Origin of the sequence: Pseudomonas saponiphila, from assembly GCF_900105185.1 — a bacterium.
Lineage (GTDB): Bacteria > Pseudomonadota > Gammaproteobacteria > Pseudomonadales > Pseudomonadaceae > Aquipseudomonas > Aquipseudomonas saponiphila.
The window spans coordinates 3,723,632-3,737,853 of the sequence record NZ_FNTJ01000001.1 but is presented as its reverse complement, the minus strand read 5'-3'; the positions used below and the strand labels follow the sequence as shown (position 1 = coordinate 3,737,853).

Here is a 14,222-nt window from a genome sequence, read left to right as displayed (position 1 = left end):
ATTCTAAAAATGGGTGATGCCATGAAAGTTGTTAAATCGCTCTACTTCCAGATCCTCTGCGCGGTGTGCCTCGGGGTACTGGTGGGGCACTTCTGGGCCCAGCAAGCCATTGCCTTGAAGCCGCTGGGCGACGCCTTCATCAAGCTGATCAAGATGATGATCGCCCCGGTGGTGTTCTGCACCATCGTCACCGGCATCGCCGGCATGAGCGACAAGCGTTCCCTGGGCCGCCTGCTGAGCAAGACCATGCTGCTGTTCCTCGGCCTGACGCTGATCAGCCTGTTCATCGGCCTGGCGGCGGTCTACCTGTTCCAGCCCGGCGCGGGGATGAACATCGACCCCACCCGGCTGAACACCCAGGGCCTGTCGCAGTACACCGAGTCGGCGGCCAAGCTGGGGGTGGTGGAATTCTTCATGCACATCATTCCGGAGACCTTTGTCGGAGCCTTCAACAAGGGCGAGGTATTGCCGGTGCTGTTCATCGCGGTGCTGTGCGGCTTTGCCCTGTCGTCCCTGGGCGAGCGCGGCAAGCCGGTGCTGCAGGTGCTGGAGTCGGCCTCGCAGATGGTGTTCAAGATCTTCTCCTACCTGATGCGTTTTGCCCCCGTCGGCGCTTTCGGGGCCCTGGCCTTTACCGTGGGCCAGTACGGCATCACCTCCCTGGGCGCCTTGGCCAAACTGATCATGACCCTGTATGTGGCCTGCGGCTTCTTTGTCTGCGTGGTCCTGGGGGGCATTTGCCGGGCCAACGGCTTCAGCCTGTGGAAGCTGCTGCGCTACCTGCGTGAAGAGTTCCTGGTGGTGCTCGGGACCTCGTCCACGGAGCCGGTGATGCCGCGCATGCTGGAAAAACTCCAGGCCCTGGGCTGCCGCAAGAGCGTGGTGGGGCTGGTGCTGCCCACCGGCTATTCGTTCAACCTCGACGGCACGGCGATCTACCTGTCCCTGGCGGCGATCTTCATTGCCCAGGCGTGCAACATCGACCTTAGCGCCGGGCAGGTGATCACCATGCTGGCGATCATGCTGCTGTCGTCCAAGGGCGCCGCCGGGGTCACCGGCAGCGGTTTCGTGGCCCTGGCCTCGACCCTGACAGTGATCCATGACATCCCCCTGGCCGGCCTGGCGTTGCTGATCGGCATCGATCGCTTCATGTCCGAGGCCCGGGCGTTGACCAGCCTGGCCAGCAACGCCGTGGCCACCGTGGTGATCGCCCTCTCGGAGCAGGCCTGCGACCGCCAGGTGCTGTTGCGCATGCTCAATGGCCAGCCCCTTGCGGCCCCGGCCGCTGCCGCCGATGACAGCCCGGCGACCGTTCTGGCGAACAAGCTCGGCTAGACCCGCCAGGCCGCAGCGCTTTACCCCAAGTACCGACTCCACACCTGTGCCGGGCGCCCTTGATCGGGGCGTCCGGTGCTCGGGTGGCCGTGCACCCGCGCGCCGGCCACGCTCATCATAAAAACAAGAGAATCGACTTATGCTCGCTTTACTCGGCCTCGCCATGGTGGTGGTTTTCACCGTCCTGATCATGACCAAGCGCCTGTCGCCCATTGTGGCGCTGACCCTGGTGCCCATCGTCTTCGCGGTGCTCGGCGGGTTCGCCGGGACCACCGGCAAAATGATGCTCGACGGCCTGAAAATGGTCGCGCCGTCGGCGGCGCTGTTGCTGTTCGCCATTCTGTTCTTCGGCTTGATGATCGATTCGGGGCTGTTCGACCCGCTGATCCGCAAGATTCTCAAGCGGGTCAATGGCGACCCGACCAAGATCGCCATGGGCACCGCGCTGCTGTCGCTGGTGGTGGCCCTGGACGGTGATGGCACCACCACCTACATGATCACCTGCGCGGCCATGCTGCCGCTGTACAAGCGCATCGGCATGAACCCGATGATCCTCGCCACCATCTCCATGCTGTCGTTGAGCATCATGAGCGGCATGACCCCCTGGGGCGGGCCGGCGACCCGCGCCATCGCCGCCCTGGGCCTGGATGCCGGCGAGTACTTCGTGCCGCTGCTGCCGACCATGATCGGTGGTGCCATCTGGGTGGTGTTCACCGCCTACCTGCTGGGCCGGGCCGAGCGCAAGCGTATTGGCAATACCCAGCTGCAAAGCGGCGGTGGCGACTGCTACATCAAGGCCATTCTCGAAGACACCCCGCACAAGCGGCCCAGGCTGGCCTACGTCAACCTGCTGCTGGTGATGGCGGTGATGACCGCCCTGGTGCTGGGCCTGATGCATTCGGCGGTGCTGTTCCTGATCGGTTTTGTCCTGGCCTTGATGATCAACTACCCGCAGCTGGATATTCAGAAGGAGCGCATCCTCGCCCATTCGGGCAACGCCATGACCGTGGTGCTGCTGGTGTTCGCCGCCGGGATCTTCGCCGGGATCTTCTCCGGCACCAAGATGGTCGACGCCCTGGCGCAGACCCTGGTGGACTGGATCCCGCCGTCCTGGGGCCACCTGTTCCCGCTGGTGGTGGCGCTGACCAGCATGCCGCTGACCTTCGTCCTGTCCAACGATGCCTACTACTTCGGCGTGGTACCGATCCTGGCCAACGCCGCGGCGGCCTATGGCATCTCTCCCCTGGAGATCGCCCGCGCCTCGATCCTCGGCCAGCCGGTGCACCTGATGAGTCCGCTGGTGGCCTCGACCCTGCTGCTGGTGGGCATGGTGGATCGCGACATCGGCGACTTCCAGAAAGCCACGGTGAAGTGGGCCGTGCTGACCTCCCTGGTGATTACCGCCCTGGCCCTGCTGACCGGTGCCCTGACCCTGTTCGTCTGATTGGTTGGAAACCCTCTTTATATAGCCAGGCGCGCCTGCTTGCGGGGCGCAGGGCGAACTGCGCCTTGAATAACAACAACGAGAAGTACGACATGAGCCATCCACTGATCCGCGCAATGCTTGTTCCCGGTTTGAGCCTGTTGCCCCTGAGCCTGGTCCAGGCCGCGGGTTTCATCGACGACAGCAGCCTCAAGCTGCAACTGCGCAACGTCTATTTCAACGAGAACTTCCGTGACGAACACGGCCTCAGCGCCAAGGCCGCGCGCACGGCCAAGAGCGAGCGCACCGAATGGGCCCAGGGCTTGCTGCTCGACTATCAGTCCGGATTCACTCCCGGCACCCTGGGGTTCGGGGTCGATGCCCTGGGGCTGTGGGGCGTGCGCCTCGATTCCGGCAAGGGCCGCAGTGGCACGGGGCTGCTGCCGGTGCACGACGACGGTCGCGCCGCGAGCGAATTCGCCAGTGCCGGCGCCACGGCCAAGGTGCGGCTGGCCAAGACCACCCTCAAGTACGGCACCTTGCTGCCCAAGACCCCGGTGCTGGTCTACAACGATGCCCGCCTGTTGCCGCAGACCTATCAGGGCACCCAGCTCACCAGCACCGATATCGATGGCCTGAGCTTGACCGGCGGTTATCTGCAGCGCTTCAAACTGCGTGATTCCACCGACAGCGTGGGGCTGGTGCCCGACGGCTACAGCGGCGGCCAGTCCGGGGACTTCCGCTACGCCGGGGGCGAATACAAATGGAGCAAGACCCTGCGCCTGAGCTATTTCCATGGCGAGCTGGAGAACTTCTATCGGCAGGACTTTGTCGGCCTGCAACATGACCTGGCGCTGGGGCAGGGGACCTTGACCAGCGATCTGCGCTATTTCCGCAGCACCGATTCAGGCGCGGCGTTCGACGGCAAGATCGACAACCGCATGCTCAGCGGCCAATTGACCTACGCCATCGCCGGGCATTCCCTTGGCGGCGGCTATCAGCGCCTCAGTGGTGATGCCGGCTTGCCGTATATCAGCGGCGCCACGGTCTACTCCTTCAGTAACGCCGGCATCGGCAAGTTCATCGAGGAAGGCGAGAAGACCTGGATGCTCGGTTATGGCTACAACTTCGCCAGCCTGGGTGTCCCCGGCCTGACCTTCAGCTCGCGCTACCTGAGCGGCAATGACGGCAAGTCCAGGACCCGCGTCGATGAATGGGAGCGCGACAGCGAACTGGCCTATGTGCTCCAGCAGGGTGCGTTCAAGGGGCTGGGGGTGAAGCTGCGCAATTATGTGTATCGCTCCGACTACGCCCGTGGACGGGACAGCAACCGCCTCTACATCACTTACGACATTGCCCTCTGGTAGTCCGTTTACAGCGGCATGAAGCGCCCATCCCACTGCGGATCCAGGCGCTGGATGCGCGCGGCCAGCGGCGGGTGGGTGGCGAACAGGCGCTCCAGGCGCAGTTTCACCCCCTGGTGGAAATACAGGTGGCTGTACTGGGCGGCGGCGAAGGCGCGCAGGCGTGAGCCGGCGCTGCTGCCGCCGATCTTTTTCAGCGCGCCGGCGATGCCCTGGGGGTTGCGGGTGAACTGCACCGCCGAGGCGTCGGCGAGAAACTCGCGCTGGCGGCAGATGGCGGCCTTGATCAGGTTGCCCAGCAGGCTGCCCAGGCAGCCGAACAGCCACAAGGCCAGGCCCAGCACGGCGAAGATGATCTGCCAGAAGAAGCGGTGGCGGTCGCTGCCCAGGTGCTGCTTTTCCGCCTGGCGCAGCACCGCGATGCCGGCCAGGCTGAACACCAGCAGGCCGTGGATCACCGCCAGCAAGTGGGTGTTGAGGCGCATGTCGCCGTTGTGAATGTGGCTGAACTCATGGGCGACCATGCCCTGCAACTCGTCACGATCGAGGTGGGTGAGGGCGCCGCGGGTGATGCCGAGCACCGCCTGCTCGGGGGTCAAACCGGCAGCGAAGGCGTTGATCGCGTCTTCCGGCAGTACATACACCGCCGGCATGCTGGCGCCCGAGGCCAGGGCCATTTCCTCGACGATATTGAGCAGGCGCTGTTCCTCGCGGCCCCGTGGCGAGTCATTGATCAGGCGCCCGCCCAGGTGCTCGGCGATCACCTTGCCGCCGGCCCGCAGGCGCCAGCGCTGGTACCAACTGCCGAGCACGACCACCAGCAGCATGAGCACTGCCACGACCGCGACGACGGCCCAGTTCAGCACCTTGGGCTGGCCGTACTCCTGGCTCAGCTCGCGCCACAACAGGCCCAGCCCGAGGCTGCTGAGGCTGACCAGAGTGGTCACCGCCAGGGTCATCAACAGCAGCAGTTGAAGGGTGTGGCGCCGGGCACGGGCCTGGTGTTGAAAGAACTTCATGCAAGCTTCCGGGGATCGGCGGCGGGGTTACTGGAACGACACTTTGCTGGCGTCCTGGATCTGCGCGCTATCGGCGAATTGCAGCAGCGCGGCATCGGCCCGGTGGCCGAACAGCCCGGCGAAAAACAGCGCCGGCACTTGCTGCTTGCACAGGTTGTAGTCGGTCACGGCGTCGTTGAAGGCCTGGCGCGCGTAGGCGACCTTGTTCTCGGTGCTGGTGAGTTCTTCGCTGAGCTGGGCCATGTTCTGCGAGGCCTTGAGTTCCGGGTAGGCCTCCAGGCTCAGGTGCAGGCGGTCGAGGACCTGGTCCAGGGCGCTCTGGTCCTGGCTCAGGCGGGCGATGCGTGCGCTGTCGCCGGGTTGCGCGGCGGCCGCTTGCAGGCTGTCCCGGGCATTGTTGCGCGCCTCGGCCAGGGCGGTCAGGGTCTGGCGCTCGTGCTGCAGGTAGCCCTTGACGGTTTCCAGCAGGTTGGGAATCAGGTCGTAGCGGCGCTTGAGTTGCACGTCGATCTGGGCGAAGGCATTGCGCAGGCGATTGCGCCGGGTGGTCAGGCGGTTGTAGAGGCTGGCCAGGTACAGCGCCAGAACGGCGAGCAGCACCAGGGCGACGATATCGGCGGTGGCCATGGGATGTCCTTATCGGGGCGGGGCGTGGGGGCGGCCATGGTAACGGAATATTCCCGGGCAGTGACACACCTTTGCCAGAGCGGCCGCCAGGCATTGCAACGGATCGGCAATTCTGCGAAAAAGCCGCTCGGCGCGCGCCGGCCTCAAGGTCGAGCGGACGCCTTTCATTCAATGAACCAGGGACAGGTGATGGACAAGATCATGCTCAGGTTGACGGTGGTCGACGACTATCCACCGGTCGCCAGCGAAGGGGTCTGGGCGCAGTTGCAGCCTGACGGTCTGTACCGTATCGTCAATTTTCCTTTCTATTCCCAGGACGTCTGCTACGAGGACGACGTAGCCGTCCAGGTGGAGGCCGATGGCCTGAAGTGGTTCAGGCAGGTGGTGCACGGCAGCGGCAACAGCACGCTGCGCCTGGTGTTCTTCGAGGCCGGTCGGGAGCGGATTACCGAGGTGCTGGAGCGGATCAACGCCCTGGGTTGCCGCTGGGAGGGCATGAGCAAGGCCTTCTTCGCGGTCAATGTACCGGCCTCGGTGTCGTTGGACTGCGTGCTGGACTACCTGCAGCAATGCTTTGAACAGGGCTGGCTGGACTATGAGTCCGGGTTGTTGCGCCAGTGAGCGGTAAATGCAGCCGCCGCTGATCAGCTTCAGGTATCACGCAGCCACCTGCCGCCTGGCACTCACACGCCCATGCCGCTCCAGCCAGGGTCAGGCGCGCCCCGGTGATTGCCAAGCCGCGGCAATTCTGCGAAAAAGCGCGCCGCAGTCCCGCGTCGGGACAGGCGTTGAACGGGAGTGAAGCATGAGCGACTCATTGCAGGTGATCGATATCCAGTTGGGGGACGGCAAGGCGGTGGTCAAGGGCGCCCTGATCACCACCCAGTACCGGGGCTTTCTGGAAGACGGCAGCAGCTTCGACTCCTCCTACGATCGCGGCAAGCCGTTCCAGTGCGTGATTGGCACCGGGCGGGTGATCAAGGGCTGGGACCAGGGCCTGATGGGCATGCAAGTGGGTGGCAAGCGCAAACTGCTGGTGCCGGCGCACCTGGGCTACGGCGAACGCAGCATGGGCGCGATCCCGCCCAACTCGAACCTGATCTTCGAGATCGAGTTGCTGGAAGTGCTGACCCGGGATGATTGAGGAGCAGGCACCCACTGCACAAGCCAGGCCGATGCCCGCCAACAAGGCTTGCCCGGTAGTGTTGCGCTACACCCGCGAGCTTGAGGTCCTGGCCTTTCGTCATCCGCTGGCCGGCTTGCAGTTGGTCAAGGGCACGCTGGAGGCGGGAGAGTCGACGGCCGCTGGCGCGGTCCGCGAACTGGCGGAAGAGGCGGGCGTCGAGGCCGAGGAAAGCCGCTTTCTCGGCCTCTGGCACTCGGGGTTTGCGGACCAGGTGTGGGCCTTTCATGAGTGCCGGGTGCAGATGCCACTGCCCGAGCGCTGGACGCATTTCGCCGCAGATGACGGCGGCCATCACTTCGAGTTTTTCTGGCATGCCCTGGCCAGCCCGCCGTCGGCCCAATGGCACCCGCTGTTCCAGGCGGCCCTGGGCTATTTGCGTGGGCGCCTGCTCGGCGCGGGTGGCGACACCTAGGCCGGATTGGGGCGTATCACTGCCCCAGGCGGTACTGGTTATTGCCGCTGCGCTTGGCTTCGTACATTGCCAGGTCGGCGATGTGCAGCAACTGGTCCATGCGCCCGGCATGGTCGGGAAACACCGCCACGCCCAGGCTGCTGCCGATGCTGTGGCGCTGGCTGTCCACCTCCACCGGTGGCGACAGTTCATTGAAGATCTTCTCGCCGATGCGCCGGGCTTCCTCCGTCAGGTCGAGCTCCTGGGACAGGCCTTCCAGAACCACCACGAATTCGTCGCCGCCGATCCGCGCCACGGTGTCGCTGCTGCGCAGGATGCCTTGCAGGCGCCGGGCCGTGGCACTCAGCACCCGGTCTCCGGCGGCGTGGCCGTACTGGTCGTTGATGGCCTTGAAGCCGTTGAGATCGACGAACACCAGGGCCACCCGGGTCTGGTTGTGCCGCGCCTGTTCCAGGGCCCGGGACAGGCGCTGTTCGAGCATCAGGCGATTGGGCAGGCCGGTCAGCGGGTCGAAATGGGCCAGTTGCTGCAACTGGCGGGTGGAGACTTTTTCATCGGTGATGTCACGCACCACGCCGAGCATCTTGATGGTGGTGTCGTGCACGTTCTTCACCACGTTGCCGGTTTCGCGCAGCCAGTGGATGCTGCCGTCGGGCCACACCACGCGGTATTCCTCGTCATGGTTCTCGCCGGTTTCCAGGCAGCGCAATTCGCCGGCGCGCACCCGCTCCCGGTCCTCGGGGTGTACACAGGAGCAGAACAGCTCGTAGGAGGGCACCACTTCGCCGACCTTGAACCCGAACATGCCGTAGATCGCCTCAGACCAGTACAGGCGCTGGGTGTCGACTTCCCAGTCCCAGGTGCCGATGCGTGCGAAGTACTGGCTGCGCTTGAAGCGCTCGGCATCGTTGGGCAGGCCCTCGACCCGTTTGCGATAGGCGCGCAACTGGGCCTGGGCGCGGCGCTCGCGGCGCAGCAACCACAGCGTCAGCAGGGTCAGCAACAGGGTTAGGCACAGCAGGGACCAGACAGCAATCATAAGATTCTGGACAGCATGGAAGGGTGAGTCCTGAGGGTTGATGGCACTGGGCTATGTTAATCCACGCTACAGGCCGTACAGCAGTTTTTTCTGTGGTGTCAGGCCACTCGTCGGCTGCCGAGGGGGAACGCCCGGATCTTGGGTCTTTTTGCCTGTGGCCGGCTTGCGTCGTACCGGTTGTGGGAGCAAGATGCGCCCCGAAATAGGTATAGGGGGTATGGGTATGTCACACACGCACGCACAGAAAGATCAACTGCTCAAGCGGGTGCGGCGCATTCTCGGGCAGCTACAGGCCGTGGAGCGCGCCCTGGAAACCGGGGCCGACTGCGGCAAGACCTTGCACCTGGTGGCGGCGACCCGTGGCGCCATCAGCGGCCTGATGGGCGAGATCATCGAGGCCCATGCCCTGGAGCATGTGGCCAATCCCGAGCTCAGCGACGCCGAGCGGGCCCGTGGCGTGGATGAGTTGCTGGAAGCCATTCGCCGTTATTCGAAATAGGAGCGGGACGATGAATCTGTCTCAGCAGGCTGCACAGTTCACCCACGAACACCAGTTTCTCGGTGCCGATCACGATGACAACGCCCGGCGCACCCTGTGGGTGGTGGTGCTGACGGTGGTGATGATGGTCGGGGAGATCGTTGCCGGTTACTTCACCGGTTCCATGGCCTTGCTGGCCGACGGGCTGCACATGGCGACGCACGCCGGAGCCCTGGGCATCGCCGCGGCGGCCTATGGTTTCGCCCGGCGCAATGCCGGCAACCGGCGTTTCAGCTTCGGCACCGGCAAGGTCGGCGATCTGGCGGGGTTCGCCTCGGCGATCATTCTCGGCCTGGTGGCCCTGGGGATTGCCGGCGAGTCTCTGCTGCGGCTGTTCCAGCCCACCACCGTGGCCTTTGCCGAGGCCACGCTGATCGCGGTGGTGGGATTGCTGGTGAACATCCTCAGTGCCTGGCTGCTGGGCGGCGGCCATGGGCATCACGCCCACGGCCATGCCCATGGGCACCATCATGATCACGAACATCACGAACATCACGAACATCACGAACATCACGAACATCACGAACATCACCGGGGTGACAACAACATGCATTCGGCCTATGTGCATGTGCTGGCCGATGCCCTGACCTCGGTGCTGGCGATTGTCGCGCTGTTGGCCGGGCGCTACCTGGGCTGGGTCTGGCTCGACCCGGTGATGGGAATGGTCGGCGCGCTGGTGATTGCCCGCTGGTCCTATGCGCTGATCAAATCCAGTGCGGCAGTGTTGCTCGATACCAGCGATGAGCGCCTGGCCGAGCAGATCCGCCGATCGGTGGAAGCGCCGGGGGATGCCAGCATTGTCGACCTGCACGTGTGGCAGGTGGGGCCTGGGGCGCAGGCGGTGATTGTCAGCGTGGTGGCCCAGGCGTCGCTCAGTGTCGAGGCCGTGCGCGGGCGTCTGGCCGCCTTGCCCGGGCTGGCACACCTGACCCTGGAACTGCGCAGCCTCTGAGGTCGCTGGCCGGGCGTCTCAAGCGGCGCCCGAGCGGTACAGGTCCAGCAGCGAATAAACCACACCGGCCAAGGCCACCGCCAGCAGCATCAGGCTCGACAGGCCGGTCACCTGGCGCTTGTACCTGAGCGGGAAGCCCTGGCGCGCCATCAGGATATAGGCCCCCAGCACGGCAAAATCGATCACCACCCAGACCAGCGTCAGCAGCAGCGCGCTGCGCTCGAAGGAGCGACTGACCTGGATGAACTGGGGGAAGAACGAGACAAAGAAAATGATGTCCTTGGGGTTGCCGATCCCCACCAGGAAACCGTTGGCCAGGCCCTGGCGACCCTTGTCGGTGCGTGGCGCCGCTCCCACGGTGGGCGGGCCAAACACTTCCCGCAGTCCTTGCACGGCCAGCCAGCCGATAAAGCCGCAACCGAGCAGGCTGACCCCACTGATCAGGCGCGAATCCAGCGCCAGGCCGGTGGTCAGCATCAGCACCGCCAACAGCGCCAGCAGCAGTGACGCGGCGTTGGTGCCCAGGGCCGTCAACACGGCCTGGCTCGGCCCGGCGTTCATGCTGGTGTTGACGATCAGGGCCACCACGGGCCCCGGGGTGGCCACCAGCATCAGTACGCTCAGTGCATAGGCCAACAATAACGACAGGTTCAGGTCCACAGACAACGCCTTTCAGATCTTGTAGAGGGCTTGATCCTGAAGGCTTTACCCCGCGTTGAAAAACGCAAAAAGCTATGACCTACTATGATTATTAATCATCATGAGTGTCTTTCGATGGTCGAATCCCTGCCACCGCTCTACGCGCTGCGGGCCTTTGAAGTGGCCGCCCGGTCCAGCTCCTTTACCCGTGCCGCCGAGGAACTGTCCCTGACCCAAAGCGCCATCAGCCGGCATATCCGTACCCTGGAAAGTCAGTTCGGCTGTCGTTTGTTCGAGCGTCACGGACCCAGGCTGGTGCTCACCGAAGCCGGACAGCGCCTGGCCCGGGAGCTCAAGGTCGGTTTCCGGATCATCGAGGATGCCTGCCTGCCGCTGCGCGCCAGCCGCGGTCAGTTGCGTCTCAAGGCGCCTTCGACCCTGACCATGCGCTGGCTGCTGCGGGCCCTGGAGACGCTCAAGGGCGAGCAGCCGGAACTGGCGGTGCAACTGGCCAGCGTGTGGATGGACTTCGATCATGTGGACTTCTATGCCGAGCCCTACGACTGCGCGATTCTGCTGGGCAACGGCCACTTCGGCGCCGGGGTCGAGGCCTGCAAGCTGTTCGATGAATGGCTGATTCCCATCGGCCCGCCACAGGCTGCGCAGGGAGCGCCCTGGCCCCTTGAGCGGCTCAGGGATGCGGAGCTGATCCACCCTTCGGCGGACCGCCGCGACTGGCGTCGCTGGCTGCAGGCCCAGGCGCTCGAGGATCGGGCATTGCTGGAGCCGCTGCGGCTGGAACGGGGCACCGTCTTCGACACCCTGGACCAGGCGATCAGCGCCGCCATGGCCGGGCACGGTCTGTCGATCGGCGATCTGCACCTGGTGGCGCAGGACATACGCGGCGGGCGGATCAGCCTGCCGTTCCCCAGCGCGGTGGCGTCGGGGGATGGCTACTACCTGGTGTGGCTGCGCGACAGCCCGAGCCAGGAGCGCATTGCCCGGTTGCGCGACTTTCTGCTGAGCCAGGTCACCGATATCAGCGATCTTGGCCTGCACTACCGGGGCCCCGGCAGCGCTATGCCACCGGCCTGAGGTCAGTTGAGGATGATGTAGTCGTTGCGTTGCTCGATGCCCTGGTGCGGCCCTGGCACCAGGTGCACATAGCGCCCTTGCAGCAGATCGATCGGCAGGCAGTCGTCGACGTCGAGCAGGGCGTCGGTGTGGGCTTTGTGCCAGTGGGCCAGCATCTGCCGTTTGCCCTTGGCCTTGGCTTCGGTCTTGTCGCGGGCCACCACCAGCAGGTAGCGGTGGGCCTCGCCGAAGGTGGCCGCTTCGTAGCCGCCCAGGTTGAGGAAGTACAGGCGCGGCGCGCCCGGCCCGGGAGCCAGGGGGCTGAACTCGACCTTGTACTGCTCGACGCCGTCGACCTGCATCCATGAGTCGATATGCAAGCCCGCGGGACTGCCGAACCAGGCCTCGCGCAGCTGCGCGTAGGCCGATTCAAGGCGCTCGGCGACCACGAATTGGACGTCGTGGACTTCGATTGTCGCTTTGGGGTGCTTGCCCCCGAGCATCACCACAAACAGCATGACCCTTCCTTTTTCCAATAGTGGCTTCGGCACAGGGGGCACTTTTTACCTCAAGCGTCCGCTGGCTGCCAGCCCGTTGGCCGGCCGCCCGGCGCGTCGCTGAACAGGGGCAGGCGGCCATTGACCGAGGCCCGGTATCGCCATTGCAGGGCCAGCGCGCCCAGGTCCGGGTGCTGCAGCAGGGCGCGCAGCAGGCTGTGGACGATGTTCAAGGCCAAGTCCCGACCCGGGCAGCGATGGGCGCCGGCGCCGAAGCTGAAGCCCTGCTGCGCCGGATCGCTGCCGGTGATCGCGCACAGGGCCGGGTCGTGGTTGGCCGCGGCCAGCAGCACCAGCACGCTATCCCCGGGCTGCAGGTCGACACCCAGCAGGGTGCAAGGCTCGGCAACGAAGCGGCGGGTGTTCTGCACCGGCGGGTCCAGGCGCTGCACTTGCAGCAGCCAGTCCTGCAAGCGACCGGGATCCTGCTGCAGGCGCCGGGCCAGGGCCGGGTCCGTCAGCAAGGCCAGCAGGCTGTTGCCCAGCAGCCCGGCGCAGGCGTCGTGGGTTTGTGCCAGCAGGCCCAGCAGGTTGGCCTGCAAGTCCTCGGCGGCCAGCCCGCTGCTGCGTTCGAGGATCGACCTCAGCAGCGGGCTGGGTTGCGGGCCATCAAGCACGGCCTGCATCTGCCGGAGCAAGTCTTGCGCCGCCGCGTCGGCGGCCTGCAACTGTTGTTCCGTGCTCAGGGGCGAGAAGCAGGCGACGAACTCGCCGGTGCGTCGGGCAAGCTCTTCACATTGCTCGGCGGGCACCCCCAGCAGGGCGGCCAGCAGGGCCACCGGCAGGCGCCACTGCCAGCGTTGCAGGTCGGCGGCGCACTGTGGGGCATCAAGGGCCGGGCGCCATGCGGCCAGCCAGGGCATCAGGTCGATCCCGGCCAGTGCCTGCAGCCCTGGGGCCATGGCTTGTCGCGGACAGCCGTGGCGCGGGCCCTCGTTCATTCGCATCAGGCGGGCAAAGACTTGCCCGGCGGGCCGTCCGGCGATGGCCCGGGGCACCGGCTCGTGCAGCGGCCGGACCCGGCAGGCCGGGTGGTTGAGCACGGCGGCGACCGCCGCGGCGCTGCTGGCCAGCCACAGCCCGAGGGCCGAATCGTAGGTCAGGCCGCCCCGGGCACGCAGGCGGGCGTAGTAAAAGTCGTAGGGGTTGAAATGGGTAGCTGCGCTGATCGGGTCCATGATTTGTCTCTTTGTTGGGCAGAAGTCCAGGTTGGTACTATCCTCTGCCTTTCGAAGACACGATTCGTCATGGAGCGAAATATGAATGTAGTACAGAACGACCTCGGGCTATCCAACGTGGCGGCGGCCATCGCCGAGCCGGCCCGGACCCGGATGCTCTGTGCCCTGATGGACGGCCATGCCCGCACCAGCACCGAACTGGCGGCGATCGCCCAGGTCAGTACGTCCACCGCCAGCGCCCACCTGGCCAAGCTCAAGGACGCCGGTTTGCTGCGGGTGCAGGTCCAGGGACGGCACCGTTACTACGACCTCGGCGATCCTCTGGTGGCCCAGGCCCTGGAGGCGTTGATGGTGATCGGCCAGGGCACCCCTTTCACTCCGCGCACCCCGGACCGCCTGCAGTTCGCCCGCACCTGCTACGACCACCTGGCGGGCACCCTGGGGGTGCAGTTGCACGACCGGATGCTCGAAGCCGGCTGGTTGCTGGCGGCCGGGGAGGGCGAGGAGTACCGGATCAGCGACAGCGGCGTCGAGTTCTTCCACGGCCTGGGTATCGAGGTGGCCGAACTTCGTGCCCTGCGCCGGCGCGTTGCCTGCCCATGCCTGGACTGGAGCATGCGTCGCCCGCACCTGGGGGGCGCCCTGGGCGCTGCGTTGCTGCGGGTATTGCTGGAGCGCAAATGGCTGGTCCGCGACCTGGACAGCCGTGCCCTGACCCTGACCGGCACCGGCGGGCGCTACATCAGCAAGCGTTTCGGCATGCCGCTGATCCAGCCGTCGCGGCCGCTGTCGGCCTCGGCCAGCCTGGAGCTGCAGCAACTGGGGGGCTGAGCCCCCATGAGGACGCGGCGTCCGGGGCTCGCCCGAGCGCCGCATGGG

Annotated in this window: 16 protein-coding genes; 10 read left to right on the top strand and 6 right to left on the bottom strand. The window is 65.6% G+C overall.

The window, feature by feature from the left end; all coding sequences use genetic code 11:
- Window positions 1-9 precede the first annotated feature (9 nt).
- The 3 genes from dctA (at window position 10) to BLV47_RS17285 (ending at window position 4,125) form a co-directional block, all read left to right on the top strand.
- Entirely contained in the window at window positions 10-1,335 is a 1,326-nt protein-coding gene (dctA, locus tag BLV47_RS17295) for a C4-dicarboxylate transporter DctA (protein WP_092315519.1), read from the top strand.
- A gap of 139 nt (window positions 1,336-1,474) precedes the next feature.
- Complete coding sequence (locus BLV47_RS17290; RefSeq protein WP_092315517.1) at window positions 1,475-2,779, top strand: CitMHS family transporter; 1,305 nt, start codon at window positions 1,475-1,477, stop codon at window positions 2,777-2,779.
- 116 nt (window positions 2,780-2,895) lie between these two features.
- On the top strand, window positions 2,896-4,125 hold the full coding sequence (locus BLV47_RS17285) for an OprD family porin (RefSeq protein ID WP_244168938.1): 1,230 nt from the start codon (window positions 2,896-2,898) through the stop codon (window positions 4,123-4,125).
- A gap of 5 nt (window positions 4,126-4,130) precedes the next feature.
- Here the strand turns inward: BLV47_RS17285 and BLV47_RS17280 are convergent, their stop codons facing one another.
- Window positions 4,131-5,141 carry a M48 family metallopeptidase gene (locus BLV47_RS17280; protein WP_092315513.1) on the bottom strand — a complete coding sequence of 337 codons (1,011 nt, stop codon included), beginning with the start codon at window positions 5,139-5,141 and terminating at the stop codon, window positions 4,131-4,133.
- 27 nt (window positions 5,142-5,168) lie between these two features.
- Window positions 5,169-5,768: a LemA family protein gene (locus tag BLV47_RS17275; protein ID WP_092315511.1), complete on the bottom strand. Its 600-nt coding sequence runs from the start codon at window positions 5,766-5,768 to the stop codon at window positions 5,169-5,171.
- A 171-nt stretch (window positions 5,769-5,939) separates the two neighbouring features.
- On the opposite strand from BLV47_RS17275, the gene BLV47_RS17270 reads away from it, so the two are divergent.
- The 3 genes from BLV47_RS17270 (at window position 5,940) to BLV47_RS17260 (ending at window position 7,366) form a co-directional block, all read left to right on the top strand.
- Complete coding sequence (locus BLV47_RS17270) at window positions 5,940-6,389, top strand: DUF4265 domain-containing protein (protein ID WP_244168896.1); 450 nt, start codon at window positions 5,940-5,942, stop codon at window positions 6,387-6,389.
- A gap of 184 nt (window positions 6,390-6,573) precedes the next feature.
- On the top strand, window positions 6,574-6,912 hold the full coding sequence (locus BLV47_RS17265; RefSeq protein ID WP_092315507.1) for an FKBP-type peptidyl-prolyl cis-trans isomerase: 339 nt from the start codon (window positions 6,574-6,576) through the stop codon (window positions 6,910-6,912).
- Window positions 6,913-6,943: 31 nt separating this feature from the next.
- Window positions 6,944-7,366 (top strand): NUDIX domain-containing protein, encoded by a 423-nt coding sequence (locus BLV47_RS17260; RefSeq protein ID WP_092315505.1) that lies wholly within the window; start codon window positions 6,944-6,946, stop codon window positions 7,364-7,366.
- A 16-nt stretch (window positions 7,367-7,382) separates the two neighbouring features.
- Here the strand turns inward: BLV47_RS17260 and BLV47_RS17255 are convergent, their stop codons facing one another.
- A complete protein-coding gene (locus BLV47_RS17255) occupies window positions 7,383-8,405 on the bottom strand; it encodes a sensor domain-containing diguanylate cyclase (protein ID WP_092315503.1) in 1,023 nt (340 codons plus the stop codon).
- A 223-nt stretch (window positions 8,406-8,628) separates the two neighbouring features.
- Between BLV47_RS17255 and BLV47_RS17250 the strand changes: the two genes are divergently transcribed.
- Window positions 8,629-8,904 (top strand): metal/formaldehyde-sensitive transcriptional repressor, encoded by a 276-nt coding sequence (locus tag BLV47_RS17250; protein WP_092315501.1) that lies wholly within the window; start codon window positions 8,629-8,631, stop codon window positions 8,902-8,904.
- Between the two features lie 10 nt (window positions 8,905-8,914).
- The gene (gene dmeF, locus BLV47_RS17245; RefSeq protein ID WP_092315499.1) at window positions 8,915-9,895 is read left to right on the top strand and encodes a CDF family Co(II)/Ni(II) efflux transporter DmeF; all 981 of its coding nucleotides are present in this window, start codon (window positions 8,915-8,917) and stop codon (window positions 9,893-9,895) included.
- A gap of 18 nt (window positions 9,896-9,913) precedes the next feature.
- Here the strand turns inward: dmeF and BLV47_RS17240 are convergent, their stop codons facing one another.
- Window positions 9,914-10,549 carry a LysE family translocator gene (locus BLV47_RS17240; protein ID WP_208605302.1) on the bottom strand — a complete coding sequence of 212 codons (636 nt, stop codon included), beginning with the start codon at window positions 10,547-10,549 and terminating at the stop codon, window positions 9,914-9,916.
- A gap of 120 nt (window positions 10,550-10,669) precedes the next feature.
- On the opposite strand from BLV47_RS17240, the gene BLV47_RS17235 reads away from it, so the two are divergent.
- A complete protein-coding gene (locus BLV47_RS17235) occupies window positions 10,670-11,629 on the top strand; it encodes a LysR substrate-binding domain-containing protein (protein WP_092315495.1) in 960 nt (319 codons plus the stop codon).
- A 2-nt stretch (window positions 11,630-11,631) separates the two neighbouring features.
- Here BLV47_RS17235 and BLV47_RS17230 read toward each other — a convergent pair whose 3' ends face one another.
- On the bottom strand, window positions 11,632-12,126 hold the full coding sequence (locus BLV47_RS17230; RefSeq protein ID WP_092315493.1) for a DUF1543 domain-containing protein: 495 nt from the start codon (window positions 12,124-12,126) through the stop codon (window positions 11,632-11,634).
- A gap of 50 nt (window positions 12,127-12,176) precedes the next feature.
- Window positions 12,177-13,343, bottom strand: coding sequence for a cytochrome P450 family protein (locus BLV47_RS17225; protein WP_092315491.1), 1,167 nt, complete (start codon window positions 13,341-13,343; stop codon window positions 12,177-12,179).
- 81 nt (window positions 13,344-13,424) lie between these two features.
- Between BLV47_RS17225 and BLV47_RS17220 the strand changes: the two genes are divergently transcribed.
- A complete protein-coding gene (locus tag BLV47_RS17220; protein ID WP_092315489.1) occupies window positions 13,425-14,174 on the top strand; it encodes an ArsR/SmtB family transcription factor in 750 nt (249 codons plus the stop codon).
- Window positions 14,175-14,222: the final 48 nt, after the last annotated feature.